The 26,728-nt window shown below is 66.2% G+C and carries 25 protein-coding genes; 16 read left to right on the forward strand and 9 right to left on the reverse strand.

Features of this window, described 5'->3' with window-relative positions; genetic code table 11:
- The first annotated feature begins 2 nt into the window (after positions 1-2).
- The 9 genes from JOF56_RS49900 to JOF56_RS49935 all read left to right on the forward strand — a co-directional run bounded on the left by JOF56_RS49900 (position 3) and on the right by JOF56_RS49935 (position 8,540).
- Positions 3-938: an ABC transporter permease gene (locus tag JOF56_RS49900; RefSeq protein WP_209646466.1), complete on the forward strand. Its 936-nt coding sequence runs from the start codon at positions 3-5 to the stop codon at positions 936-938.
- Positions 935-1,858 (forward strand): ABC transporter permease, encoded by a 924-nt coding sequence (locus JOF56_RS49905; protein ID WP_307855627.1) that lies wholly within the window; start codon positions 935-937, stop codon positions 1,856-1,858. Before JOF56_RS49900 ends, JOF56_RS49905 begins: the two co-directional genes overlap by 4 nt.
- Positions 1,855-2,667: an ABC transporter ATP-binding protein gene (locus JOF56_RS59175; RefSeq protein ID WP_245378746.1), complete on the forward strand. Its 813-nt coding sequence runs from the start codon at positions 1,855-1,857 to the stop codon at positions 2,665-2,667. The genes JOF56_RS49905 and JOF56_RS59175 overlap by 4 nt, the downstream gene beginning before the upstream one ends.
- The gene (locus JOF56_RS59180) at positions 2,664-3,494 is read left to right on the forward strand and encodes an ATP-binding cassette domain-containing protein (protein WP_245378747.1); all 831 of its coding nucleotides are present in this window, start codon (positions 2,664-2,666) and stop codon (positions 3,492-3,494) included. The genes JOF56_RS59175 and JOF56_RS59180 overlap by 4 nt, the downstream gene beginning before the upstream one ends.
- Complete coding sequence (locus tag JOF56_RS49915; RefSeq protein ID WP_307855628.1) at positions 3,491-4,447, forward strand: aldo/keto reductase; 957 nt, start codon at positions 3,491-3,493, stop codon at positions 4,445-4,447. Before JOF56_RS59180 ends, JOF56_RS49915 begins: the two co-directional genes overlap by 4 nt.
- A 19-nt stretch (positions 4,448-4,466) precedes the next feature.
- The gene (locus JOF56_RS49920; RefSeq protein WP_209646467.1) at positions 4,467-5,234 is read left to right on the forward strand and encodes an HpcH/HpaI aldolase family protein; all 768 of its coding nucleotides are present in this window, start codon (positions 4,467-4,469) and stop codon (positions 5,232-5,234) included.
- Complete coding sequence (locus JOF56_RS49925; RefSeq protein WP_209646468.1) at positions 5,231-6,397, forward strand: sialidase family protein; 1,167 nt, start codon at positions 5,231-5,233, stop codon at positions 6,395-6,397. The genes JOF56_RS49920 and JOF56_RS49925 overlap by 4 nt, the downstream gene beginning before the upstream one ends.
- Positions 6,398-6,411: 14 nt before the next feature.
- Positions 6,412-7,062 (forward strand): SDR family NAD(P)-dependent oxidoreductase, encoded by a 651-nt coding sequence (locus JOF56_RS61045; RefSeq protein WP_372448409.1) that lies wholly within the window; start codon positions 6,412-6,414, stop codon positions 7,060-7,062.
- Positions 7,063-7,343: 281 nt separating this feature from the next.
- Positions 7,344-8,540 (forward strand): HNH endonuclease signature motif containing protein, encoded by a 1,197-nt coding sequence (locus JOF56_RS49935; RefSeq protein ID WP_209646470.1) that lies wholly within the window; start codon positions 7,344-7,346, stop codon positions 8,538-8,540.
- A gap of 294 nt (positions 8,541-8,834) precedes the next feature.
- Here JOF56_RS49935 and rfbB read toward each other — a convergent pair whose 3' ends face one another.
- From rfbB to JOF56_RS49955, 4 genes are read right to left on the reverse strand one after another with little or no spacing between them, the layout of a single operon-like run.
- Complete coding sequence (rfbB, locus tag JOF56_RS49940; protein ID WP_209646471.1) at positions 8,835-9,863, reverse strand: dTDP-glucose 4,6-dehydratase; 1,029 nt, start codon at positions 9,861-9,863, stop codon at positions 8,835-8,837.
- A 28-nt stretch (positions 9,864-9,891) separates the two neighbouring features.
- Positions 9,892-10,509, reverse strand: a complete 618-nt coding sequence (locus JOF56_RS49945) for a dTDP-4-dehydrorhamnose 3,5-epimerase family protein (RefSeq protein ID WP_209646472.1) — start codon at positions 10,507-10,509, stop codon at positions 9,892-9,894.
- 23 nt (positions 10,510-10,532) lie between these two features.
- Complete coding sequence (locus tag JOF56_RS49950) at positions 10,533-11,843, reverse strand: NDP-hexose 2,3-dehydratase family protein (protein ID WP_307855629.1); 1,311 nt, start codon at positions 11,841-11,843, stop codon at positions 10,533-10,535.
- A gap of 15 nt (positions 11,844-11,858) precedes the next feature.
- On the reverse strand, positions 11,859-12,968 hold the full coding sequence (locus JOF56_RS49955) for a DegT/DnrJ/EryC1/StrS family aminotransferase (RefSeq protein ID WP_209646473.1): 1,110 nt from the start codon (positions 12,966-12,968) through the stop codon (positions 11,859-11,861).
- Positions 12,969-13,416: 448 nt separating this feature from the next.
- Here JOF56_RS49955 and JOF56_RS49960 point away from each other — a divergent pair, with 448 nt between their 5' ends.
- A complete protein-coding gene (locus JOF56_RS49960; protein ID WP_245378748.1) occupies positions 13,417-13,962 on the forward strand; it encodes an LmbU family transcriptional regulator in 546 nt (181 codons plus the stop codon).
- Between the two features lie 48 nt (positions 13,963-14,010).
- Here the strand turns inward: JOF56_RS49960 and JOF56_RS49965 are convergent, their stop codons facing one another.
- The 5 genes from JOF56_RS49965 to JOF56_RS49985 all read right to left on the reverse strand — a co-directional run bounded on the left by JOF56_RS49965 (position 14,011) and on the right by JOF56_RS49985 (position 20,095).
- Positions 14,011-15,240: a class I SAM-dependent methyltransferase gene (locus tag JOF56_RS49965; RefSeq protein WP_209646475.1), complete on the reverse strand. Its 1,230-nt coding sequence runs from the start codon at positions 15,238-15,240 to the stop codon at positions 14,011-14,013.
- Between the two features lie 116 nt (positions 15,241-15,356).
- Positions 15,357-16,817 carry an aromatic amino acid lyase gene (locus JOF56_RS49970; protein ID WP_307855630.1) on the reverse strand — a complete coding sequence of 487 codons (1,461 nt, stop codon included), beginning with the start codon at positions 16,815-16,817 and terminating at the stop codon, positions 15,357-15,359.
- Positions 16,814-17,902: an AMP-binding protein gene (locus JOF56_RS49975; RefSeq protein ID WP_209646476.1), complete on the reverse strand. Its 1,089-nt coding sequence runs from the start codon at positions 17,900-17,902 to the stop codon at positions 16,814-16,816. Before JOF56_RS49975 ends, JOF56_RS49970 begins: the two co-directional genes overlap by 4 nt.
- A complete protein-coding gene (gene rfbA, locus JOF56_RS49980) occupies positions 17,899-18,771 on the reverse strand; it encodes a glucose-1-phosphate thymidylyltransferase RfbA (protein ID WP_209646477.1) in 873 nt (290 codons plus the stop codon). The genes JOF56_RS49975 and rfbA overlap by 4 nt, the downstream gene beginning before the upstream one ends.
- A gap of 10 nt (positions 18,772-18,781) precedes the next feature.
- Entirely contained in the window at positions 18,782-20,095 is a 1,314-nt protein-coding gene (locus tag JOF56_RS49985; RefSeq protein WP_209646478.1) for an activator-dependent family glycosyltransferase, read from the reverse strand.
- Between the two features lie 346 nt (positions 20,096-20,441).
- On the opposite strand from JOF56_RS49985, the gene JOF56_RS49990 reads away from it, so the two are divergent.
- The 6 genes from JOF56_RS49990 to JOF56_RS50015 all read left to right on the forward strand — a co-directional run bounded on the left by JOF56_RS49990 (position 20,442) and on the right by JOF56_RS50015 (position 26,724).
- Positions 20,442-21,431 (forward strand): aldo/keto reductase, encoded by a 990-nt coding sequence (locus JOF56_RS49990; RefSeq protein WP_209646479.1) that lies wholly within the window; start codon positions 20,442-20,444, stop codon positions 21,429-21,431.
- A 158-nt stretch (positions 21,432-21,589) separates the two neighbouring features.
- A complete protein-coding gene (locus tag JOF56_RS49995; RefSeq protein WP_209646480.1) occupies positions 21,590-21,865 on the forward strand; it encodes a hypothetical protein in 276 nt (91 codons plus the stop codon).
- Positions 21,866-21,912: 47 nt separating this feature from the next.
- On the forward strand, positions 21,913-22,929 hold the full coding sequence (locus JOF56_RS50000) for an NAD-dependent epimerase/dehydratase family protein (RefSeq protein WP_209646481.1): 1,017 nt from the start codon (positions 21,913-21,915) through the stop codon (positions 22,927-22,929).
- A gap of 8 nt (positions 22,930-22,937) precedes the next feature.
- Positions 22,938-24,197 (forward strand): activator-dependent family glycosyltransferase, encoded by a 1,260-nt coding sequence (locus JOF56_RS50005; protein ID WP_209646482.1) that lies wholly within the window; start codon positions 22,938-22,940, stop codon positions 24,195-24,197.
- Between the two features lie 2 nt (positions 24,198-24,199).
- On the forward strand, positions 24,200-25,453 hold the full coding sequence (locus JOF56_RS50010; protein WP_209646483.1) for an activator-dependent family glycosyltransferase: 1,254 nt from the start codon (positions 24,200-24,202) through the stop codon (positions 25,451-25,453).
- Between the two features lie 11 nt (positions 25,454-25,464).
- Complete coding sequence (locus JOF56_RS50015; protein WP_209646484.1) at positions 25,465-26,724, forward strand: activator-dependent family glycosyltransferase; 1,260 nt, start codon at positions 25,465-25,467, stop codon at positions 26,722-26,724.
- Positions 26,725-26,728 lie beyond the last annotated feature (4 nt).

Genomic DNA, 26,728 nt, shown 5'->3' on the forward strand with positions numbered 1-26,728 from the left:
GAATGGGCCCCTATCTGCTCAAGCGGTTAGGTCAGAGCGTTCTCACGGTCTTCCTGACGATCTCGGCCGTGTTCGTGCTGATCCGGATGGTGCCAGGAGACCCGGCGTCCGCCATGGCCGGGCCGCTGGCCACCAGCGACGACCTCGCCAAGATCCGCGCGGACTTCGGCCTCGACGGCTCGGTGTTCAGCCAGTACCTGTTGTTCCTCAAGGGAATCCTGACCGGCGACCTCGGCACGAGCTACTCGTTCCGGGCGCCCGCGGTCGACGTGGTGCTCGACCGCCTGCCGTACACATTCACCCTGGCCGTGGCCGCGATCCTGCTGACCGCGGTGATCGCGATCCCGTTGGGCGTATGGATGGCCCGCCGTGCGGACACCAAGCGCGAACTGTCGGCGAACGTGCTGACCATCGCCGGTCAGTCCATGCCGGACTTCTGGAGCGGCATCATGCTGCTGACGGTGTTCGCCGTGGTCATCCCGGTCCTGCCGGCGTCCGGCTTCGCCACGTGGGGCGGCTTGGTGCTACCGGCGATCACCGTTGCGGTGCTGCAGATCGCGCTCATCTCACGGCTCGTACGCGCTGAGATGACACGTAATCTCAACGCCCAGTATCTGACGGTCGCGCGATCGCGTGGGGTGTCCGAACGCGCGCTCGTCTGGCGTTATGCCATGGCCAACTCCTCGATCCCGGTGCTCACGGCGCTGGGGACACGGTTCGCGTCGATGCTCAACGGCGTCGTGGTCGTGGAGGTCGTGTTCGCCTGGCCGGGCGTCGGCTCGCTGGTGGTCCGGGCCCTGGAGACCCGCGACTACCCGCTCATCCAGGCCACAGTCCTGATCACGGCGGCGCTCGCGGTCGCCGTCCAACTCCTTGTCGACCTCGCCTACCCGCTGCTGGACCCGCGGGTACGCCTCGGGAAGAAGGTGTCGGCGTGAGCATCACCCATCCCAGCTCCGCGCGTGTGGAACCACCGGCTTCGCGGCCCAGTGCCGTTACCGCCAAGCACCTGGCCCGCGCGAAAGTCACCCGGCAACGCCGGGGTGCCCAGTTGAAGTTCTGGATCGGCCTCGTCTGCACCCTGCTGGTGGTGGCACCGGTCGCGCTCGCCCAACTGCTGCCGTTGCCCAGTCCTGACCAGCAGGATCTGGGCAGCCGCAGGCTGCCGCCGTTGACTGAGGGACACCTGTTCGGCACTGACCAGCTCGGCCGGGACCTGCTGTCGCGTGTTCTGCACGGCGGTCAGGTGTCCCTGCTCGTGGGCTTGCTCGCCGTGGTGGTGTCCGGATTGATCGGCATCGCTTTGGGTGCTGCGGCAGGGTATTTCGGCGGCTGGATCGACGCGGTCGTGTCACGTCTGCTGGAAGCGCAGTTGTCGTTGCCGTTGCTGATGATGCTGCTGCTTGTCGTGGCGTTGTTCGGTCCCTCGGTACCGGTCATCACACTGGTCATCGCGATCGCGCAATGGCCTGAAGTGGCCCGGCTGACGCGGTCGCTGGTGATCGTCGAACGCGAGAAGCCTTATGTGGCCGCGGCCCGGGTGCTGGGCCTGCACCGGCTCGCGATCCTGATGCGGCACGTCCTGCCGAACATCGTGCGGCAGGCCAGCCTGGTCGTGCTTTTGCTGCTGGCCCAAGCCGTACTGCTGGAAAGCGCGCTGTCCTACCTCGGCGCCGGACCGCAACGGCCGTTCGCCACGTGGGGCCGCATCATCTCCGACGGGCAGGACTACATCACGACCTCGTGGTGGATGGTCACGTTGCCTGGCCTGGTCATTGTCGTGCTGGTCGTGGGCGTCAACCTGCTAGGCGACAGTCTCCGCGACGGCGCCCGCAAGCGAAAGGCTGGTGCCGCATGACAAGCGCATTACTGGACGTTGCCGAACTGCAGGTCGAGCTGATCACCGCGGCGGGCGTGGTGCGTGCCGTCGACGGCGTGAGCTTCACGATCAACGAAGGCGAGTCGGTGACCGTCATCGGCGAGTCCGGCTCCGGCAAGTCGACCATGGCGATGGCGGTACTGGGCCTGCTGCCCGACGACCTCGCAGTGGTGTCGGGATCCGTACGGTTCAGCGATGTCGACGTGATCGCCGATCCTTCGGCACTCAACAAGGTGCGTGGGCGGACGGCATCGCTGATCCCCCAGGATCCGATGACCGCGCTGAGCCCGGTGCACACGATCGGCCGGCAACTCGTCGAGGCGGTCCGCCTGCGCCAGCCCGGCATGACCAAAAAGGACGCTCAGGAGCGTGGCGTCGAACTGCTTCACCTGGTCCGGGTACCACGTGCGGCCGAGCAGGTCAGCAGGTATCCGCACCAGTTGTCCGGCGGAATGCTGCAGCGTGTCCTGACTGCCATCGCACTCGCGGGCGAACCCAAGCTGCTCGTGGCCGACGAACCGACGAGCGCGTTGGACGTCACGGTCCAGGCAAGCATTCTGGGACTATTGTTGGAACTACAGGAGACCACCGGCATCGGCATCCTGATGATCACGCATGACCTCGGTGTGGCCCGGCTGATGTCCGACCGCGTGCACGTCATGCGGGAAGGCAGGTTTGTCGAGTCCGGGGATGTCGAGTCCGTCGTGGACACCCCACGACACGAGTACACACGCAAGCTGCTGTCGGCCGTGCCCGCGCTCGGACCATGGGACGAGGATCAGCTATGAGTGACACGCCACTGCTCGACGTGCGCAACCTCGTTGTGGACTACCAGGTCCGCGGCGGCGGGTTCCGCGCGGTCGACGACGTCAGCTTCACCGTCCACAAAGGCCGCACCCTGGCCGTGGTCGGCGAGTCCGGGTGCGGGAAGTCCACAATCGCCTGTGCGATCGTGCGGCTGATCAAGCCGACCTCCGGCGAGATCCTGCTGGACGGCACCGACATCGCCGCGCTGCCCGAACGCCGGCTGCGGCCGTTGCGCTCACGGGTCCAGATGGTCTTCCAGGACCCGTACGCGTCGCTGGATCCGCACCTTCGTGCGCAGGACATCGTCGCGGAACCGTTGCGGCTGCGCGGTGTCCGCTCAGTGGCCGAGCGGCGCAAGCAAGCAGCCGAGCTGATCGATCGCGTCGGGCTGCCGTCGAGTGCCTTGGATCGTCGTCCCCCTGAATTCTCCGGTGGGCAACGGCAACGCATCGGTATCGCGCGGGCGTTGGCCAGCAGCCCGGACCTGCTGGTGTGCGACGAAGCGACAAGCGCACTCGATGTGTCCGTGCAGGCGCAGGTGCTGGCCCTGCTGGAGGATCTGCAACGCGACACCGGCCTGACCTGCATCGTCATCTCGCACAACTTGGGTGTGGTACGACAGATCAGTGCCGACCTCGTGGTGCTGCGCGCGGGCAAGGTGGTCGAGTCCGGCCCCACAGCCGAGGTGCTCGCCGCGCCCACCCAGCCGTACACCCGTGCGCTGCGTCGTGCCGCGCTCGACCCGGCCACGATGACCGGCCGTAAGCCGCGTGCGCTCGTCGCACCGCGAGAGGAGGTTCCCGCGTGACCAAGTTCGCCCTGTCCCGGCTGGTGCTGGGCACCATGACCTTCGGTGACACCGTGGACGCCGCCACCGCCCGTCGCATGGTCGACACCGCCTTGGACTCAGGCATCTCGGCCATCGACACTGCCAATGGCTACGCGGGCGGTGCGTCCGAGGAGATCCTGCGAGACCTCCTGCCCGGCCGCCGCGAACGCGTCGTCCTGGCGACCAAGGCAGGCATTCCCCACCCGGACGCGGACGGCGCGCCGCCGCTGTCGCCGATCGCGCTGCGGAAATGCCTGCAGGGCAGCCTGCGCCGGCTCGGCGTCGATCATGTGGATCTCTTTTACCTGCACCAGCCCGACCGGGCGACGCCGATCAGCGAGACCGTGTCCGAACTGGGCAAGCTCGTCGCCGAAGGCCTGGTGTCCGCGATCGGCGTGTCCAACTTCGCCGCGTGGCAGATCGGCGAGATCGCACGGGAATGCGATGCTCAGGGCGTGCCCAGGCCGGTGGTCGCCCAGCAGTTGTACAACCTGCTGGCCCGGCGGGTGGAGGACGAGTACCTGGAATTCGCGCAGGTCACCGGCCTGAGCACAGTGGTCTACAACCCGCTCGGCGGTGGGCTGCTCACCGGTCGGCACACGTTCGGGCAGCGCCCGGAGCACGGCCGGTTCGGCGACTCCCGGCTCGCGGCGATGTACACCGAGCGATACTGGGACGACCGCTTGTTCGCCGCCGTGACCGCGTTGTCCGCCGTCGCCGAGGGTGCCGGAATCCCTTTGACAGAGCTGTCGTTGCGTTGGCTGCTCAGCCGGAACGGCGTTGACTCGTTGCTCCTCGGCGGATCGCGCGTCGAACACCTCGTAGCCAACATCGCGGCCGCGGCCGGTGGACCTTTGCCCGCTGATGTGCTGGCCGCGTGCGACGAGGCCGGCGACGCCCTGCGCGGTCCGATGCCCGCCTACAACCGCTGAAACCTTTGGAGGAGAAGCAATGTCCGCGAGCGACTTTGCCCGCAGGATCCGTGCTCGCGAACGCGCGGTCGGCTACTGGTGCGTGCTGGATGCACCGGTCGCGACCGAGCGAATCGCCCGTCTGGGCTACGACTATGTTTGCCTGGACGGCCAGCACGGATTGATCGGCTACTCGGGACTGCTCGCCGGACTCACCGCGATCGACGCGGGCGGAAAATCCGTCGGCCTGGTCCGGGTGGAGGCCAACAACCCCACCCCGATCGGCCGAGCACTCGACGCGGGGGCCGCAGGCGTGATCGTCCCGTTGATCGACAATACAGAAGACGCGGCTGCCGCAGTCGCCGCCGCCCGGTATGCCCCAGAAGGCATCCGGTCATACGGGCCAATGCGTTCGATGCTGCGAATCGGCCCCACTCCAGCTGACGCCAACGCGTCCACGGTCGTCCTCCTGATGATCGAGACAGCACAGGGCCTCGCGAACGTGGAGGAAATCTGCGCGACACCAGGCGTGGACGGCGTCTACGTGGGCCCATCCGACCTACGCCTGGCCATTGGTGGGGCGCATGCGGCCGACCAGGCTGTGGCAGCGGAATTCGAGGCAGCGCTCACGCGCATCCGCGAGGCTGCTGCCGCGACAGGCATCGCGGCCGGAATCCACACACCTGACGGGACCACGGCGGCGAAGCGCCTGGCCGAGGGCTTCACGTTCGCCACAGTCTCGTGCGACGTGGTCCACCTGGAGGCCGCGGCGGCGGCACACCTCTCCGTCACTCTGGAGGACTCATGACATCCCTGGTATTCGACGGGGTCCTGCGGCCGCTTATCGATGATCCTTTCCGTAGTGACGCCATGCTCCCCGCGCCGACCGTGCAGAGCCACGCCGCGAACCTGGCGATACTGCCGGGGGGTGACCTCGCGTGCGTGTGGTTCGGTGGCACGCAAGAAGGTGTGCCGGATATCAGCATCTGGTTCTCCCGGCTGTCCACCGACACATGGTCCGCCCCAGTGCGTCTGTCCGACGACGACACGCGTTCAGAACAGAATCCTGTGCTTTTCAACGCACCTGACGGCTCCGTATGGCTACTGTGGACAGCACAGATCGCAGGAAACCAGGACACCTCCGAAGTACGCCGCCGGATTTCATACGACGGCGGCCACTCGTGGGGACCTGTGTCGACGCTGATCCCTGCCCGCGAGACCGGCGGCGTATTCGTCCGGCAGCCGATCGTGGTACTCGACTCAGGCCGTTGGCTGCTACCTGTGTTCCACTGCGTGTCCGTGCCAGGCAGGCGATGGGTCGGCGACCGAGACACCAGCGCAGTCCTGATCTCCGACGACACAGGCGCCACATGGCGCGAGGTCGCCGTACCTGACAGCACGGGCTGCGTTCACATGAACATCGTGCCGTTGACCGGCGGTACATTGGCTGCGTTCTACCGCAGCCGTTGGGCGGATTTCATCTACCGGTCGACGTCCACAGACGATGGCGAGACCTGGAGCGCGCCACAGCCGATCGATCTCCCCAACAACAACTCATCCATCCAGGTAATCAAGCTCGCCGACTCCCGGCTTGCCTTGGTGTTCAACAACAGCAGCGCTCGCGACGCCACCGAACGCAGGTTGTCGCTCTACGACGAAATCGACGACGACGGCCTCGCAGAACAAGCCCCACCCCCAGCAGACTTCGGCGAACGCACCGCATTCTGGGGAGCACCACGCGCACCCATGACACTCGCACTGTCCGATGACGGCGGCCTCACATGGCCATTGCTACGAAACCTGGAAATCGGCGACGGCTACTGCCTGACCAACAACTCCCGCGACGGCCTCAACCGCGAGTACTCGTACCCGACTGTTTGCCAAACGTCAGACGGCACCCTGGACATCGCATTCACCTATTTCCGGCAGACAATCAAGCACGTCCGGGTCCCAGTGGACTGGGTCCAGTGACCAAACAAGCGCTAGTGACCGGCGTCAGCTCCGGCATCGGCCTCGCCACCGCACGCCGTCTCCTCGCCGACGGCTGGGAAGTCACCGGATTGAGCCGAACAAAACCACCAGTCCGGCTAACCTGGATCGAAACCGACCTCAACAACCTTTCCGCCTTACACGAAACCGTATCCTCGCTATCCACAGTAGACGCCATAGTCCATGCGGCAGGCTTCCAACGATCAGCCCGCCTCGGCAACCTGTCCACACAGGACGGCGAAGCAATGTGGCGCGTACACGTAGAGGCAGCATCCGTACTGGTCGACACAGCCGTGAACCGAATGCCCAACGGAGCCCGAATCGTACTCATAGGCAGCCGAACCATGACCGGCGTACCCGGAAAAAGCCAATACGCCGCAACAAAAGCCGCCCTCGCAGGCCTAGCCCGCTCCTGGGCCGCCGAATTAGTCGACCGCGCCATAACCGTGAACATCGTAGCCCCAGGCCCCACCGACACCCCCATGCTCCAGGACCCAGCCCGCGCAGCCACTCCCCCACGCCTCCCACCCATGGGACGCCTGATAAACCCCAACGAAATAGCAGGAACAGTCTCATTCCTGCTCAGCGAAACCGCCCGAAGCATAACCGGCCAAACATTAACAGTCTGCGCCGGAGCATCCCTCTAACAGGCCACGCCGAAAAACTAACCTGAAGAACTGAAAAAATCCCTTCCCTTCCCACGACGCTAACGCGCTGGAACGTAACCAACACAATACGACCGGCGCCGGAAGCCGAAAAAGACGCTGGAAGCCGGGAACACCAACGTAACCAACAGCGCTAACGCGCCCAGCAATGCCCCCTTAAAACCACAACCGCAATACCGCATTGACCGGAACAGGCAGCAAGCCCCAACAAGAACACCCAATAGAGTGATGCCATTTTTAGACTATCCCGGTATTGTGAACATATGGGCGAGAACACGCTGTTTGCCCTCCGGGACATCAACCCGCCGGCAGACATCCCGATTAAATCCATGAACGCCAACCAGGTCCTCGACAGCCTGATCGACATTGACAAGGCGCGGGCTTTCTGCGACGCACGCAAAGCCCGGCTCCTGGCCCGGTTCGCCGAACTCCGTGAACCTGAGCGTGCCGGAACCGACCTCGCCGACGGCGCCCCTGAGGAAGTCGCCCTCGAACTGGCCATGAACCCGCACACCGCAGCCATCCACATCTCCCAAGCCCGCGATCTGGTCACCCGCCTGCCCGCGACCACCGACGCACTGGAGGCAGGTGAGATCGACTACGTCCGCGCGAAGGCCATGAACGACCTCACCTCAGTACTGACCGAAGAGCAAGCCCGGCGGGTGGAGTCGAAGGTTCTGGCTTTCGGCAAGCGCGCCAACCCCAGCCGGTTTCGGCAAAGCGTGCGCTACCACGTGATCGCCGTGGATCCGTCGGCTGCGGAACGTTTGCGTCGTACCGCGAAGGCCGACCGTGATGTGACCGGCCGGGATCTGTCCGACGGCATGGGCCAGCTGGCCATCACGCTTGAGCCGCATGAAGCCCAGGCTGCCTATGACCAGATCAACATGCTGGCCAACAAGGTCAAAACACCGGACAAGACCTTGGCTCAGTGCCGGGCTGATGTGTTCATGGATCTGGTGCTGGGCAAGAACAACGAGCGGCTGCGGGTGAACCTCAACGTCACCGTGCCCATGTCCACGCTGTTGGGGTTGACCCGGCTACCCGGTGAGATCAGCGGTTATGGCCCGATCACGGCCGAGTACGCCAGCGAGCTCGCGCGGGATGCGATGTGGCGGCGGGTGATCACCGACGAGCACGGCCAGGTGTTGGAGGTCAGTCGGCGACGGTATGCCTCGGCAGCCTTGGCACGGCACATCCGACTACGGGATCGGACCTGCCGCCAACCTGGTTGCGGCAGGACAGCGGATCGCTCGGAGATCGATCACACCGTGCGCTACGCCGATGGCGGTGTGACCTCAGTGGACAACACCAATGCCTTGTGTCGTAAACACAATCTGATGCGCGAGCGTGGTGATTGGGACATGACCCAGCCTTTGCCGGGCACGCTGGTGTTCCGCACACCCGCCCACCGAGTACACACCACCACACCCGAACCCTACGAACCCGCCCCCTTCTGACACGACCCCAAGCAGCCTCACGGCTTGAAGCCGATGACTGGGTTCTTGTTGGAGCTTGCTGCCTGTTTACGGTCAACGCGGTGTTGCGGTTGTGGTTTCCAGGGGTCATTGCTGGGCACGTTAGCGCTGTTGGTTACGTTGGAGTTCGACTTCCAGCCAAACGTTGCCAAACCAGCGCTGGTTACCTTCTGTTGGTTACGTTCCAGCGCTTAGCGCCGTGGGAACGGAAGAGATATTTTCCGGTCCTCCAGGCTGCTTTCCAGTAGCCTGAGCTGCTTCCTCTTCCGGCTCCGATCAGCCGAGCTGGGCTCGGCTAGGTGGGTTGATGGTCCAGGCGGATTCGTTTACTGGGCTTCGGTCTCGGAGGGGTTGCCACCAGGGGCGGTTGGCTTTGTACCAGCGGATTGTGTTGCGGATGCCTGTTTCGAAGGGGGTTTTGGGGTGCCAGGAGAGGTCGCGGCGAATTTTTGTCGAGTCCAGGAGGTAGCGGCGGTCGTGGCCGGGGCGGTCCGGGACTGTTGTCTTCAGGGTTGAGGGCAGGCCTAGCTCGTCGAGGACCAGGTCGGCTATCTGTTCGACGCTTGCTTCCAGGCCGGTGCCGACGTGGTAGGTCTGTCCTATTGTTCCTCGGGTCAGGACCGCTTCTATTGCGCTGCAGTGGTCTTCGACGTGGATCCATTCGCGGCGGTTGTGCTTCGACGCGTAGACCGGGAGGGGTTCGCCGTCCAGGGCCCTGGTGGTAAAGAGGGGGATCACGTTTTCGGGGAACTGGTTCGGCCCATAGTTGTTCGCGCAGTTGGTGATGGTGATGGGTAGGCCGAAGGTTTCGTAGTACGAGCGCACCGCGTGATCGGCGCCGGCTTTGCTGGCGTTGTATGGGGTGCGTGGTAGGTAAGGGGATTCCTCGGTGAATGCGGTCTCGGCGTCGAGGGCCAAGTCGCCGTAGACCTCGCAGGTTGAGATGTGGTGCACGCGTTGGACGCCCGCGCGCCTGCAGGATTCCAGCAGGGACTGGGTTCCCAGGACGTTTGTCCGGAAGAAGCGGGCTGGGTCCAGGACCGCCAGGCTGTTGTGGGACTCCGCCGCGAAGTTCACCACCACTTCGATGGAGTGCTCGGTCAGGACGCGTTCCACGGTGACGCTGTCGGCGATGTCCGCGTGCACGAACGTGATCTGCGAACGGACATCGGTCAGGTTGGTCTCTGTTCCCCGGTAGGTCAGGGCGTCCAGCGCGACGACGGTGTCCTGCGGGTGTTCACGGAGCCAGTAGCGGGTGAAGTGCGAGCCGATGAAACCGGCCGCACCGGTGACGAGCAGACGCATGTCGACCTTTCCTCGATTCGGCGAGTGGTCAGGCGGGTCGCGAGTTCACCAAGGGACTCGCCTCGATCCGCATGCACGTTTCATAGTCGGGCAGCATGCCGAGGGCCTGGGCCTCGGCCAGGGTGGGTGCGGCCGCGTCCCGTTCGGACAGCACGGGCACGATGTCCTGGGAGATCGGCAGGCCGAGCGCCGGGTCCAGCACCGATAACGCGTGCTCGTTCTCCGGAATGTAGCTCTGCGACAGCAGATAGGACATCACAGAGTCGTCCTCGAGCGCCACGAACGCGTGCCCGACGCCGATCGGCAGGTAGGAGGCCCGGTAGGACGTCGGGTCGAGGATCACCGCGTCCCACTTGCCGTAGGTCGGTGATCCCACCCGGATGTCGACGACGATGTCGAGCACTTTGCCGTGCGTGCAGTAGACGTACTTCGCTGTGCCCGGCGGGGTCAGGGTGAAGTGCACGCCCCGCACCACCGAACGCTTCGACAGGCTGATGTTGGTCTGTGCCACCGCGAACAGCGGCTTGCCGACCGCGGCGACGAACGCGGCCTCCTGATAGGGCGACACGAAGTTGCCGCGATCGTCGGCGAAGACGTTCGGCGAGAACTCGAATGCGCCTTCCACGGCCAGTTTCCGCGCCTGCATCAGCAGACCTCCTTGTCAGACGATCACCAAAGGCTGTGCACGCACGCGAGCAGGCTGCGCGCCTCGATGTTGAGGTAATGCCCGTGCCGCAACAGGTCCATCAGCTGCCGCACAGTCAGCCAGCAGAAGTTCGGCGGTACCTCGACCGGGAACTCCTCGCCGACCTCCACCACGCGGTAACGGGTGAGCGCGTGATGGAAACGCCCACCTTCCTCGGAGTGCACTGTGTCATAACGGACCTGTCCCAGTCCGCCCAACGCCACTTCTTTGACGAACGGATCGTCGACCGCCGACGGGTCCTCACCGGGCAGCAGCTGCACGGTCGGGCCCATCTCGACCAGGTCGAGCAGACCGATCTCAGGCCGCATCCGCACCAGCACGTGCAGCACATCGTTGATCGGCCGGGTCAGGAAGACCGCCAGGCCCTGACCGCGTGGCGCCAGCAACGGCTGCGTCCAGGAAGCGACCTCCCGGTTGCCGGCGGCCACCTGCACACCGATGATCTGGAAGTCCCGCCCGGCGTGGTCGGCGATCTCGTCCTCGGTCACCGACCAGCCGCGCACCTGGTTGAGCGCGATGAGCCGGACACTCCAGTCGCACATCGTCTTCGCCTCGGTGAACCAGCTCAGCACGGCACTCGAGCTGTGCAGTGGCGTGCCGGTCTCGTCCGCGCCGGACTGCGCGAGCGGCATGCAGGACAACACAGTCCGCGCGTCCATGTTGACGAGGTTGTCGATCTGCATCAGTTCCCGCACCAGATGCATGGGCAGCCAACGGAAGTCGTCGTTGATCTCGACGTCCCCGGTGACCTTCACGACGATGTTGCGGTTGCGCTTGCGCCAGAACCACGCGCCCTGCTCGGACTGCAGGACGTCCACGAGGACCTCGCCACGGCCCGGCCCGATGAACAGGTCCAGATACCGCGTGGTGGCACCTTTGTGGACCTGGGTGTAGTTGCTGCGGGTCGCCTGGACGGTCGGCGAAAGCTGCAGGGTGTTGACGTTGCCCGGCTCCATCTTGGCCTGCATCAGGCAGTGCAGGACGCCGTCGAATTCCTTGACCACAATGCCCAGCAGGCCGATCTCCGGCTGGTTGATGATCGGCTGCCAGCGGGTGGCCGTACCGCCGACCTCGACCTGCAGCCCTTCGATGGTGAAGAACCGGCCGCTGTCGTGGCCCAGGTTGCCGGTGGCCGGATCGAACCGCCAGGCGTCCAGCGCGGCGAACGGGACCTTGGTCACCTCGAAGCGGCCGGTCTGGTGGCGTTGCGACCACCAGTGGTCGAACTCGGCCATCGTGCTCAGCACGCCGGCCTGGACGGCGGTGAACGTCACGGCGTCTCCCCTTCGTCAGATGGTGGCAAGCACTTCACGCAACGCGTCGATGACCTTGTCCTGCGCGCCGCGGGAGAGCGACGGGTACATCGGCAGGGAGAAGATCTCGTCGGCCACCCGCTCGGTGACCGGCAGCGAACCCGGCTTGATCCCCAGGTGCGCGAACCCCTTCTGGGTGTGCACCGGCCACGGGTAGCTGATGTTGAGGTGGACGTCGCGTTCCCGCAGCGCGGCCATGATCTGATCGCGCTTCGGGTGCCGGACCACGTAGACGTAGTAGACGTGGTCGTTGCCCTCGGCGGTGACCGGCAGCACGATCTCGGTGTCCGACAAGGCTTCCACGTACCGGTCGGCGATGGCACGCCGGCTGGCGACGTATTCGGGCAGCCGGGTCAGCTTGCGCCGCAGGATCTCCGCCTGCACCTCGTCGAGCCTGCTGTTGTGACCAGGCGTCTGCACGACGTGGTAGACGTCCTCCATGCCGTAGTAACGCAGCCTGCGGAGTGCCGCGTCGACGCCCTCGTCGTTGGTGATCGTCGCGCCGCCGTCGCCGTATGCGCCAAGGACTTTGGTGGGATAGAAGGAGAACGCCGCGGCGAGGCCCATCGAGCCGGCGATCCGGCCGTGGTGGCGTGCGCCGTGCGACTGGGCACAGTCCTCCAGGATCGGCAGGCCATGCTTGGCCGCGATGGCCTCGAGCGGGGCCATGTCCACGCACTGCCCGTACAGGTGCACCGGCAGCAGGCACCGGGTCCGCTCGGTGATCGCCGCCTCGACCTGGTCGACCCGCATGAGGTACGTGTCCTCGTGCACATCGACGAACACCGGCGTGGCGCCGACCGAGTCGATCGCGACCACGGTGGGCGCGGCGGTGTTGGAGACCGTGATGACCTCGTCGCCCGGTTTGACACCGATCGCCTGCAGGCCAAGCACAATCGCGTTCGTGCCGTTGTCGACACCGACGCCGTGCGCGACCCCGTGGTAGTCGGCGAACTCACGCTCGAACCCCGCGACGCTCGGCCCCAGCACGAGTTTGCCCGAGCGGAAGACCTGGTCGACCGCGGCGAGGATTTCCTCGCGTTCGGTTTCGTACTCGTCCAGATAACCCCAGACATATTGAACCATGGTCGACGTCATCCTCCAGCGCGGTGGGCTTCAGAATTACTGGTGTGCGAACGATCGCATTGGCCGATCAAGGACGATTCGGCGATTGCCGAGAGCTATCGGGAAACTATCCCCGCGAACAGCTTCAGTCAATTTTCCGGGTTGCCTAATTCCGATCATCGGACCTCTGACACCCGTCCCGCCAGCGGGACGAGGCGGTGATCCGCGTTACTCCGGCCGTGGTACAGCCATGTTGCCAGCGGCAGACAACCCCTGGCAACATGAGCGGGGGGCCACCTCCTATGAGGTGGAAACTCGCCGATGGGGAGAAACACCGGGGGAGAAAGACTGGGGCTGGTAACCGATGCCGAACACGAACGGCCGCGCTGTTCGCACAGGGGATGAACAGCGACTTCACCTCACGCCGTTATCGTCGGAAAATCGACCGCCGATCGCAGCGGGGGCGGCATTGACAAGGCGGACGAGCCTCACGCTGCCCGCCACGATTCCACTGGACGAATGGAGGAGAATAGGTCGGCAGATCTTCGCGATATCCGAATCGTCCACGTGGTGGCTGGGTGACTGGCTCATCTACGGGCAGGCGAACTATCCCGACCGCTACAAGCGGGCGATCACCGAGACCGGTCTGGACTACCAGACGCTGCGTAACTATGCCTGGGTAGCCCGGCAGTTCCCGCCGGAGCGCAGGCGTGACACGGTCAGTTTCCAGCACCACGCGGAACTCGCCAGCCTGCCGGCCGGCCACCAGGACGAGTGGCTCGACCAGGCGGAGAAATCCGGCTGGTCACGCAACGAGCTGCGCAACCGGCTCAAGGCCAGCCGCAAGGCGCTGCGGGGCTCGTCGGCGCCCAAACCGGACGAAGTCCTGCGGCTGCAGGTGAACGTCATCCCCGACCAGCAGCAACGCTGGCAGGACGCGGCCGCCACCACCGATCAGGACCTGCTCACGTGGATCGCGTCGGTTCTGGACGACGCCTCCGACCGAGCCTCCTAGACCTGCCAGGCCACTCACGACCCCGGTGTCGTGAGTGGCCTGTCCGCGTCAGACCACGTGCACGTCGGGGACGTACTGGATCCACTTGCCGCCGGCGTCCCGGAAGTCCTGTTCCTTGGCCATGATCTCCTCGGCGTGGTTCCACGCGAAGAGCACCGCGTAGTCGGGGTAACGGGCCGCGAACTCGGTCGGCGGCCGCACCGGGATGTGCGAGCCTGGCGTGACCCTGCCCTGCTTGGTGGAGCTCGTGTCGGAGATGAACTCGATCAGGTCCGGCCCGATGCCGCAGAAGTTGAGGACCGTGGCGCTCTTGGCCGTCGCGCCGTAGCCCACCACCCGGTGCCCCTTGGCCTTCAGGTCCTCCAGCAGCGCGACCAGGTCGGTGCGGATCTTGGTGACGTTGGCGCCGAAGCCTTCCAGCGTGCTCAGGTCGGTCAGCTTCTGCTCCTGCTCGGCGGCGATGAGCTCGGCCACCGCCGCGCTCGGCTTGCGGGCCCCGGCCAGCGCGAGGGTGTAGCGGACCTCGCCGCCGTGCACCGGCAGCCGCTCGACGTCGACCAGTTCCAGCCCGTGCAATTCGGCCATCTTCTGCACCGACTGCGCGGTGAAGAAGAAGAAATGCTCGTCATAGATCTGGTCGAACGAGTTGCGGCGCACGATGTCACCGAGGTACGGGTCCTCGAATACGAATACCCCGTTGGGCGCCAGCAGATTCACCACGCCGCTGAGAATCGATCCCATGTACGGGATGTGGCACAGCGTGTTGGCCGCGAAGATGACATCGGCTGGGCCCTGCTTGGCCCGGATATCGGCCGCGACCTCCGCTTCGAAGAAATCCTTGCGGACCGTGATGCCTTTGGCGGCCGCGAGATCCGCGACGCCACCGGAAGGCTCGACACCCAAATGCCGGATACCGCGCTCCGCGAGCGCCTTCAGCATCACGCCGTCATTGCAGCCGAGTTCGACGATGAACGGGTCTTCGCTGGTCAGCTCGGTTGTACGGAACCGTTCCGCGAGCTTCTCGAAGTGCTCACGCATGAACGACGACCCGGAGGAAAGATACGGGTAGTCCTCGTGGAACATCTCCTCACGGGGGACTTCCGCCATCAGCTGGACCATTGTGCAGGACGTGCAGATCCCGGTGGCCAGCCGGAAGAAGAACTCATCCTTGCCCGCCTTCTCCGGCAGGGCGAACGCATCCGACAAAGGCTGGCGTCCGAAGTCGTAGAACTCCTGAACGGTGCCGTCGCAGATACGGCATTGGGATGTGACCGGCATATCTGATCTCCTCGACTCCGCGCCGGACCGTTGACTGGGGACAAAATTACCGTATCCCCCGGTCCGGCTGAACGTTCCGGCCGGATTTCGACCACACAAATTCACTCCGCCTGAAATCAATCAAGCAGTTCCACAGCGGTCTTACGCATCACCTCACGCGCCGCCCGGACCTCGCCGGCCATCGGCCGGTCCACCGTCAGCGGCGGCGACACCGTGGCAAGCTCCGCCCACGGGCCAGCGGGCTCGTCCCCCACCATCGCGGCCAGCTGCGCGACGCCCACCGCGAGCGAACCGACTGTCAGCCAAGCCAGTTCCAGCGCGTCGGACACCGAGTTGGCCCCGTTGAGCGCCATCGGGACGTGGTCCTGATTCCAGCCGTTGGTGGGCAACGACGTCAACGACGCCGGATAGGCCAGTTGCCTGATCCGGGCGATGAACGAGGTCGCGCTGATCTGCACACCGGCCAGCCCGCAGCCGCGTCCCGGCCGTGGCGTCAGCATCGGTGGCAGCCCGCCGTTGGTGCCGGGATCGCAGAGCAGCCCGAGCTGGCGCTCGGCAAGGTACGCGGCCTGGTGCACGCCGAGCCCGATCTGGTCGGACGCGAGCCCGGCCGGCATGGCGTGGAAGTTGCCGCCGTGCAGCACTTCCCCTTCATACGTGATCGGATTGTCAGTGCAGCCAAGCGCTTCGGCCAGCAGGACGTCACCCGCGAAGCCCAGCTGGTCCAGCACAGCGCCCAGCACTTGCGGCGCACAACGCAAGCTGTACGGCTCCTGCAACGGCCGCACGGGATCCCGGCGCAGGTCTGGCGGCAGGTGCTCCCGCAGCCAGCCGGCCACCGTCAACTGCCCTGTCTGGCCGCGCGCCACCCCGATTCCCGGCTGGTAGTGCTCGGGGTTGGCCCGCAACAGGTAGACGCAGCGAGCCGTGAGCAACGCGACCGCCCGCACGAGTTGAACGGCGGACTGTTGGTTGAGGATCGAGAGCGCCAGGCTCGCGCCGGTCCCGTTGACAAAGGCCAGCGCTTCCCGCACCGGCCACTCGATCGGCTCAGCCGACAGCTTCGCGAGCTCGTCGGCCGCGGACCGGATCACCCATTGCCCGCCCACCTGCGTCCAGACCTCACCGAAACCGGCGTAGGCAAGTGCGGCATGTGCCAGTGGCTGCAAATCTCCGCTCGCACTCACCGTGCCGTCGCGCGGAATCGCCGGTATGAATCCGCGATTCCACAGATCAGCCAGTCTCTGCCAGAAGTCCGGTGACACGGCCGAATAGCCCTTGCGCATGCTGTTCAGCCGCAGCCAGACGATCAACCGGCAGACATCGGGCTCCAGCGGCCTGCCCTGTCCCGTGCCCAGATGCGAGATCAGGCTCGAGCCCTGCTCGGCCTCGGACGCGGCGGCGAAGGTGACCAGCGGCCCGAAACCCTGGGTGAGGCCGTAGATCTGGCGACCGGCGACGAGTGCTTTGTCAATCGTGGCAGCACTTTCGGCCATCCGGTCCATGTCCTCGGACGAGCAGGGCGGCAGGACGGCATCCCAGCCGGCCTGACGCACCAAGGCAGCCAGTCCGCTCACGCGTTGACCCGCCGGAGTTTGCCGGTCTCGGTCCGGTCGATCCGGTCGAGGACGTGCACCCGGCGGGGCCGCAGCCCCAGCACGGAGATAGCCGCGGCCAGGTCGAACTGCTCGCCAGGCGAAGGGACGACGAGCAAGTCGACGTGTTCGCCGGTCATCGCGTCGCCGACCGGCACGATCGCCAAGTCGGCACACGTGATCACGGCACGCAGCGAGACCTCCAGCTCGTCGAGATTCAGCCGGCGGCCGTTGACCTTGACCAGCCGGCCACGACGACCCGCGAACTCGAACCGCCGGTCGTCGATGATCTTGACGAAGTCGTCCATCCGCCAGGTCCGTGCGCCCGCCGCGAGCCTGGGGCTGCGCACCGCCAACGGAACCTCGCCCGCTGTGTCCCTGTCAGAAGGCTCGCCGGAGAACTCCAGCGACACATCGCCGAACAGCTCCCACGGCGGGTTTCCCCCGTCCTGCAGGCGATGCGCGACGCCGCCCGTCTCGGTCGACCCGAACACCTCCACGATCCGCGAGTTTCCTGATGTGGCAAGGAAATCCCAAGCTGTCGCGGGCAGCATCGCGGTGCTGTGCAGCACCGTCAGATCCGCTGTGGACCGCACCCAGTCCGGATGCTCCAGCAACAGGCGGAAAATCCACGGCACGGCCATCACGGCCCAGCGGCGCTCCCCGGCGGGTGGCAGGGATCCGAAGAATCCCGAGCGATACCAGACCGGAACACCCAGCTGGGCTGGCACCAGCACACTTACCAACGCGCCGTAGAGGTGGCGCGGCGGGGCGAACGACATGACCGCCTCGGGCCGGTAGGGGCGCAGCAGATCCGCCAGCAGCCCGGCCTCCGCCCACAGCTGCTCTTTAGTCCGGGGCCACTCCTGACGAGGGCCCGTAGTCCCGGAGGTGTGCGTCGCGATCGTGTCCGGCAACGCGCCGAGCACCAGGTCCTCGATGCCGGAAACGTTGTCCCAGCGGCAAAGCCAGGGCTCGCCGGTGATCGTCTCGAATCCGGCGGACAGCAGCTCATGTGCGGCGAGCTCGGGGAAACCGGCTGTCTCGCTGGCGGGACGGGCGCTCACGCCACCGACCGCGCGACGGTCATGACATATTGCCCGTACAGGGAGTTCTTCATCTTGTCGCCCAACGAATAGCACTCGTCCGCGTCGATGAAACCCATCCGCAGCGCGATCTCCTCCAGGCAGGCGACCCGCACACCCTGCCGGTTCTCCAGGACGTGCACGTACTGGCTGGCCTCCAGCAGGGACTGGTGGGTCCCGGCGTCCAGCCACGTGAATCCACGGCCGAGCCGGACCAGCCGGGCCCGGCCGGCTTCCAGGTACACCCGGTTGACATCGGTGATCTCCAGCTCGCCACGGTCGGACGGCTTCAACCCCTTGGCGATCTCCACCACGTCCGGGTCGTAGAAGTACAGCCCGGTGATCGCGTTGTCCGACCGCGGCTGCTTCGGCTTCTCCTCGATCGAGACAAGGTTGCCCCGCTCGTCCAGCTCACCGATGCCGTAGCGCTCCGGATCGGACACCGGGTAGCCGAACAGCGTGCACCCGTCGAGGTTCTTGCGGGTGTCACGCAGCAGCCCGGGGAATCCGGTGCCGTGAAAGATGTTGTCGCCCAGGATGAGCGCCGAGTCCTCGCCGCCGATGTGGTCGGCGCCGAGCAGGAACGCCTCGGCGATCCCGTTCGGTTCGGGCTGCACGGCATAGCTGATGTTCATGCCCAGGTGCGCGCCGTCGCCGAGCAGGACCTGCATCGCCGGCACGCTCGCCGGGGTGGAGATGATCAGTACGTCCCGGATGTCGGCGAGCATGAGCACGGACAGCGGGTAGTAGACCATCGGCTTGTCGTAGACGGGCAGCAGTTGCTTCGAGGTGGCGGCGGTCAGCGGGTAGAGCCTGGATCCGCTTCCGCCGGCGAGGATGATCCCCTTCATCACGTTCCATTCAACGAGTGACGGCCAGTTGTTTCGCCTTCGGGCGCGGCCGGTACCCCGCGGCGAGTTCTTCCAGTTGTGCCACCAGATCCACTGGCGAGGGCATGCTGAGCATCTCTGTGCGCAAGGACTCGGCGCCATGCCGGAATGACGGCTCCGCCAGCAGCCGCTGGATCCCGGCCCGTACCTGGTCTCCGGTCGCCTCGGCCATGTGCACCTGCAGTCCCGCACCGTGCGCCTCGACCCTGCGCGCCAGCAGTGGCTCGTCGAACCGCTCAGGCAACGACATCGGTGGAACGCCGTAGTACAGGCTGGTGGACAAGGTGCCGAAACCCGCGTGATGGATAGCCGCGGCACAACTCGGCAGCAACGCGTGCAGCGGAACCGACGGCACAATCCGGGTGTTGGCCGGTACCTGTCCCAGCTTGTGCTGCTCGTGCTCGGCGACCGTGGCCACGATTTCGATGTCCAGATCGGCCAGTGAGTCGAGCACATCCTGTACGCCCACGCCGTATCCGCCGAAGCTCTCCGTCGCGGTGACGCCAAGGGTAAGTGCGACTCGTGGCCGCTCCGGCTGCTCCCACAACCACTTCGGCACGACCGCTACCCCGTTGTACGGCACGTATCCCATTCGCACGTAGTGCAGGTCCGCGGTCATCCGCAGCGGCGTCGGCAACTGATCGATCGTGAAGTGGCCCGTAGTCAGGGTTTCAGCGAAGTCATGGCCGTACACGCCGATCTGGCCGGCGAGCCACTCCCCCAGCGCGTCACTGCGATCGCCTTGCAGCTCAAGCAAACGTGCTCGGGTGACGGCGAAAATGTCCACGCCCCAGAGCAATCGGGCATGCGCGGCACCGGCGACCTCGGCGGCGACGGGCGCCGCATAGCTGTTGGGCTCCCAGATCACCAGGTCGGGCTGCCAGTGCCGGGTGAAGTCCACCAGGTCGTCGACCATCGAGCCGTTGACGATCCGGTACCAGGACTGGACCAGGTTCTCGTACGCCGGCGCGAGCTCGTCCCACGTCAGCTCTCCGGGCGCCGATTCCGCCCGGTCGAACGGCAGCACCCTGGCCTCCCGCACCGACCGGTACACCTCCGGGTTGAGCTCGGCATACCGCCTGGTCAGAAACCGGTTCGCGGTACGCCACAGGTTGTGGTCGGTCCCGACTTCGACCGCGGTGAGCCCGGCTTTCGTGATCACGCCGACCAGTTCCGGCTGGCCGGCCACCCGCACGTCGTGACCCGCGTTCCGCAACGCCCATGCCAGCGGCACCATGGCCTGGAAATGGGTCTTCACCGCGTATGTGGCGAACAGAACCCGCATGGAATTCCTCTCCAGGAAAAGAGACACCCGGCAGCGTTCACAGGGGACTTGACAATGAGATCCCGCAAGGAGGCACCCAGCTCCGCAATCTAATACCCGGCCAGGATACCGACAACCCACGGCGTGCCGCTCGTCCCGCCAGCGGGACGGTCGAAACCGAGCGTACGATCAATCGCGCCGGGTACCGGCCGAATCGGAATACCGAAACAACGGTCAATGGAATCGTTGCCTTCGCGGCCACAGTTACGACATCATTCCCCATGGACCGGCTCATGACCGGATGGCACCGTTCGACCGCATTCCATCGGGTGTACCTCCATCCCCATCGAAAGATGCGCAGGTTCCTATGCGGAAAACTCTGATCGCTGCAGACCTCAAACTCGGGAGAATCGGCCTCGGCTGCATGTCGATGTCAGGCGGTTACGCGCCGGCGGACCGCGACGACCGGGAGTCGATTCGCGTTGTCCACCGCGCTGCCGAACTCGGGATCACGTTGTTCGACACAGCCGACGTCTACGGCCCGTTCAGCAACGAGCGGCTGCTCGGCCAGGCGCTGAGAGGGCGGCCGGACAATGTCGTGATCGCCACCAAGTGCGGCCTGATCGCGGCGGCCGACGGCACGCTGAGCCGCAACGGACGGCCGGAGCACGTCCGGGCCGCCTGCGAGAACTCGCTACGCCGGCTCGGAGTGGACGCCATCGACCTGTATCAGCTGCACCGGGTCGATCCGGATGTGCCACTCGCGGAGACGTGGGGCGCCATGGCCGACCTCGTCGTCGAGGGCAAGGTGCGGGCGCTCGGGATCTCGCACGCGACCGTGCCGGAGCTGACGATGGTGCACTCGATCTTCCCGATGGCGGCCGTCCAGTACGAACTGTCGGTCTGGACTCCGCACCTGCGCGACGACGTGCTGCCCTGGTGCGAGGACAACGATGTGACGTTCGTGGCCTTCTCCCCGATCGGGCGCGGCTACCTCTCGGGCAACCTCACCGGCATCGGCGACGGCGACTCCCGGACGGGGGACCCCCGGTTCACCGCGGACGCGATGGCGGCCAACCGGATCATCGTCCAGGGCGTGCGGTCGGTCGCCGAACGGATCGGCGCCACGCCCGCCCAGGTCGCTATCGCGTGGGTACTGGCCCAGGGGGACCAGGTGGTGCCCATTCCCGGCACGAGGACGCTACGGTGGCTGGAGGAGAACGTGGCCGCGCTCGACGTGCGGCTCAGCCCCGAGGACCTCCGCGAACTCGACGCGCTGCCCACGGCCACCGGCCGGATGAGATGGGACCGCTGGCGGGAGACCGACAGTTTCGGCAGGCGGTTCACCAGCCTGTAGCGAATAACTCGCCACGTATACCTACTTGACCAACCGGATACTCCGGCGCCAGGGTTACATCCCGGCGGTCTCCGCCGTGTCCCGCCGGCGGTACGAATCCACTCGACCAGCCATTGCCGAGAAAACTCGTCATATTCTCGAGGAAGGTTTTGCCCGAGATGACCGCTATCCTCAACAAGGACGAAGTCACCAAGACGGTGGCCGATACCGCCCGGATGATCTGCGCCGAACAGCCGGGCGTCGCGGAGCCGAAATCCATTCGCGATCTCGACTCGTTCTCCTTCGTTCAGATCGCTCTCGAACTGGAGAACACCTACGGCGTCAAACTGATCGAAGACCTAGAGGACTTCGAAGGAGAGAATTTCGAAGACCTGGCCGAGGCCATCGTCCAACTGGCCGCGAACAGCGACGACGACGATCACAAAACCGGCTGAAACAGGCGAAAAGAAAGGTCCGAGGTGCGAGACTCAGGGGAGAATCCGTGACACACGCCGTCGCCAGGCCGTTGGTCGTCGTGCTCGGCGCCTCGGGCCTGCTGGGAACCGCGGTCACCAGACAACTCGCCGCCCGGCCGGTCCGGCTGCGGGCCGTGGGCCGCAGGCCGACCGTGATCCCACCCGGCAGCCAGGCGGACGTGGAGGTCCACAGGGCTGACCTGACTGTCCCAGGCGCACTCGCGGACGCCGTCGCAGGCGCCGACGTGGTGATCCATCTGGTCGCGCACATCGCGGGCCCGGCGACCTGGCGGGTGAGCGAGGGCGACCGGATCGCCGAGCGGGTCAACCTCGGACTGGTGCACGACCTGATCGACGTCTGCCGGGCCCAGCGGCGCGCCAAGCCGCCGGTGGTGATCTTCGCGGGCTCGATGTCGCAGGTGGGCCGATCCACCTCGGCCCGGATCGACGGCACCGACCCGGACGAACCGCTGACCGTGTACGACCGCCAGAAACTGGCCGCGGAACAAGCGCTGGAAGCGGCCACTGCCGAAGGAGTGCTGCGCGCCACCACCCTGCGGCTGGCGACGTTGTACACCCAGGGCTCGGACTCCACTGCTCTCGATCGCGGCGTGGTGTCGGCGATGATCCGCCGTGCACTGGCCGGACAGCCTCTCACCATGTGGCATGACGGGACAGTCAAGCGGGATCTGCTCTGTGTCGACGACGCGGCCCGGGCCTTCGCGGCAGCCGCGGAGCACGGGGAGACGTTGGCCGGCAAGCACTGGCTCGTCGGTACCGGCGTGGCCACCACCGTCGGCGATCTGTTCCGGGCGATCGCCAGGACGGTGTCCGACCACAATGGACAGACCGCGGTCCCCGTCGTCTGCGTCGAGCCCGCCGACCATTCCAGCCCGACGGATCTGCTCGACTTCGTTCTCGACCCCGCGGCCTTCCAGCAGGCGACAGGCTGGTCCCCGACAGTCACGTTCGGCGAGGCGCTGGAACGCAGCGTGGCCGCGGTGGCCACGGAATCCGCCGAACAGGCCGTCGTGTCACGGTGACCGGCCCGATGCGCGTCCTGTTCACCACGATCCCAGAGCCGACCGTGTTCCGCAGCATGGTGCCGCTGGCGTGGGCGCTGCGTACCGCGGGGCACGAGGTTTGTGTGGCAGCCCAGCCCAGGCTCACCGAAGTGATCACACGGGCCGGGCTGACCGCTGTGCCGGTCGGCACCGACCGCGACATCTGGCAGTCCTTCGAAGCGCATCCCGCGGAGCTCGCGTCGCTGCGCACAGCTCTGCTGGAACCGTACGACGCGGCGGTCCAGCCGGACGTCACGTGGGAGTACCTGAAGGCCGGGTACGACTACCACGTCACGTGGTGGCACAAGATGGACGCCTTCCCGGTGATCTCCGACCTGGTCAGCTTCGCCCGGCACTGGAAGCCCGACCTCGTCATCTGGGAACCCACCAGCTACGCCGGAGCGATCGCGGCCAAGGCCACCGGCGCCGCGCACGCCCGGCTGTTGTGGGGCCTGGACGTCTTCGGTGTCACCAGAGACCACTATCTCCGGCTGAAGGCGAAACAGCGGCGCCACGCGCGGGGGGACGCGCTGGCCGACTGGCTTGGGCATCAGGCCGGCCGATTCGGCGCCGAGTTCACCGAGGACATGACATGCGGGCAGTTCACCATCGACCCGCTGCCGGGCTCGTTGCGCACTCCCGCCGCCCTGCGCCACGTCCCGATGCGCTATATGTCCTATGAGGACAATGCGGTCGCACCTGCCTGGCTGAGCGCCACTCCCGCACGCCCTCGCGTCGCGCTCTCGCTCGAGGGAGCCGGCATCGAGGCGTTCGGCGGCTATCCGGTCAAGCCGGCGGAAATCCTCGACGCGCTGTGCGATCTCGACATCGACATCATCGCCACGGGCCTGGGCGACCTGCCGTCCCGGCTACCGGACAACACAACCGCCGCTCCCCCGGTGCCGCTGTCCACGCTTGTGCCCACGTGCGCGGCTGTCGTGCACCATCCCAGCCCGGCCGGCCTGGCCGTCACCGCCTCGCACGGCGTGCCTCAGCTGATCCTGCCCGTCTACGCCGATGAACCACCGCTGGGCGGTCGCATCGCGGAGCAGGGCGCCGGCATGCAGCTGCATTCCAGCCAGGCAACCGGGCAGAGCATCCGGGACGCCCTGCTGCACCTGCTCAAAGACCCCGCCTTCGGCAGACAAGCCGCCCGGCTGAGCCAGGAGATGCTCGCCATGCCGACGCCACGCGAGGTTGCCGGCCATCTCAACGGACTCACCGCCGAACTACGAGCAGGAGTGTGAGCGTGCGCATCCTTTTCACCACCGCCGCGGTGCGGAGCTTTCTGCTGACAATGGTCCCGTTGGCCTGGGCACTGCGCGCCGCCGGCCATGAGGTTCGAGTGGCCTGCCGGCCGAACTTCGCCGGCAACGTCACCGAGGCCGGGCTGACCGCCGTGCCGGTCGGCAGCGACCGCGATCCGTGGGCGCGGGTCACCCCGCAGCAGCTCGAAGCCACACGCGCGGGTTTGCATCCGCCGTATGACGTGGTGGACATGCGTTCCGACGACATCACCTGGGAGCACCTGAAAGCTGGATACGACCGCGAGGTCACGTGGTGGCACAAGGCGGAGAACTTCCCGATCGTCGCCGAGCTGGTGGAGTTCGCCCGGCACTGGAAGCCCGACCTCGTCATCTGGGAACCCACCAGCTACGCCGGTGCGATCGCGGCCAAGGCCGTCGGCGCCGCGCACGGCCGGTTGCTGTGGGGCACGGACGTCCTGGGCATCACCCGCGATCATTTCCTGCGGCTGCGGGAGGATCGCGACGATCCACTGGCCGACTGGCTCGGCGCCAACGCCCTGCACTACGGGGCCGAGTACTCCGAGGACATGGCCACCGGCCACTTCACCATCGACCAGCTCCCCGAGTCGCTGCGGCTGATGAAGACGGGACTGCACCGTGTGCCGATGCGCTACACGCCCTATGGTGGCCCGGCCGTGGTTCCCCGGTGGTTGTGGGAGGCTCCGCAACGGCCCAGGGTGGCGATGAGCTTCGGCATCGCCGCCACCAACTTCTTCGACGGCTACACCGCCCCGGTACAGTCCATTTTGGACTCGTTGGCCGATCTGGACATCGAGGTCGTCGCCACGATCTCCGACGAGCAGCAAAGCAAGCTCGACCGCATCCCGGCCAATGCCACGCTGGTGCCGTACGTTCCGCTGCAGGCACTCGCCCCGACCTGCGCGGCGTTCGTCCACCATGCCGGCGCCGCGACCCTGGCCACAGTCAGCCTGCACGCGGTCCCGCAGCTCAGCCTGCCGTACCACTTCGACGAGCCGGCTCTGGCCCGCGCGCTCGCCGCGCAGGGCGCCGGTTTGACCATCCTCGAACAGGCCACTGGCACGCTCGTCCGGGAGAACGTGTTGCGGCTGCTGAACGAGCCCGAGTTCGGCGAGCGGGCTCGCGCGCTGCGCGACGAGTTGCTCGCCATGCCGACGCCCGGTGAGCTCGTCGGGCACCTCGAAGAGCTCACCGCGAAGTACCGCGACACCGCCTGAGGGGGAACCAGATGCGTGTCCTGTTCGTCAGCTACCCGGAAAAGACCATCTTCCAGTACTTCGCGCCTCTGGCATGGGCGCTGCGCACCTCGGGGCACGACGTGCGGGTGGCCAGCCAGCCGAAGTTCGCCGACGTCATCACCCAGGCTGGGCTGACAGCAGTGCCGATCGGCAGCGACCGTGACATGTGGCGGCTGGCCGAGCACAAGATGCAGGAGCGCGAAGCGTCACGTGTGGGATTGCCCGAGCCCTACGACGTGGTGGACGAGCCTGCCAGGCTCAGCCTGGAGTACCTGCTGACGGGATACACCCACCAGGTGAACTGGTGGTACAAGATGAAGAGCGTCCCGATGATCGCGGACCTGCTCGGCTACGCCGACTACTGGCGGCCCGACCTGGTCATCTGGGAACCCACCAGTTACGCCGGGCCGATCGCGGCCAAGGCCGTCGGCGCCGCGCACGCCAGAATGCTCTACAGCGTGGACGTTTTCGGTGTGACCCGCGAGCATTTCCTGCGGCTGCGGCAAGGGGATGGCGCCGACCCGCTCGCGGAATGGCTCTCCGGCTACACAGCCAGGTTCGGCGAGGACTTCACCGAGGACATGGCCACAGGTCACTTCACCATCGACCAGATTCCCGGCCCGCTCCAGACGACCGCCGATCTGCACTACGTTCCCGTGCGATACGTCCCCTACGGCGGACCGGCCGTGGTACCCGACTGGCTCTGGAAGTCCGGGAACAGGCCCAGGGTCGCGCTCACGCTCGGGTTGTCGGCCACGGAACGGTTCAACGGCTACTCGGTAGGCGTCCGGGACATCCTCGACGCACTGGCCGATCTCGACCTTGAGGTCGTCGCCACCATCGCCGACTCGCAACGGCACAGGCTCGGTACCGTTCCGGACAACGCCAGGATCGTGCCGTACGTCCCGTTGCACGCGCTGGTGCCCACGTGCGCATCGGTCATCCACCACGCGGGCGCGGCGACCATGGCCACCACTTCGCTGCACGGTGTCCCCCAGCTCGCCCTGCCGTTCCACTTCGACCAGCCGGCGCTCGGCCGCAAACTGGCCGAGCACGGCTCCGGGATCACGATCCACTCCGACCAGGCAACCGGCGAAAGCGTCCGGGAGAGCCTGCTGAGGCTGCTGCGGGAGCCGGCCTTCCAGGACGCCGCGACGCGGCTGCGTGACGACATGCTCGACACGCCGTCGCCCAACGAAGTCGTCGGCCAGCTAGAGCAACTGACCACCAAGTACCGCGGCACCCGTTGACACG

Origin of the sequence: Kibdelosporangium banguiense (assembly GCF_017876405.1) — a bacterium.
In the GTDB taxonomy this organism is placed as follows: domain Bacteria; phylum Actinomycetota; class Actinomycetes; order Mycobacteriales; family Pseudonocardiaceae; genus Kibdelosporangium; species Kibdelosporangium banguiense.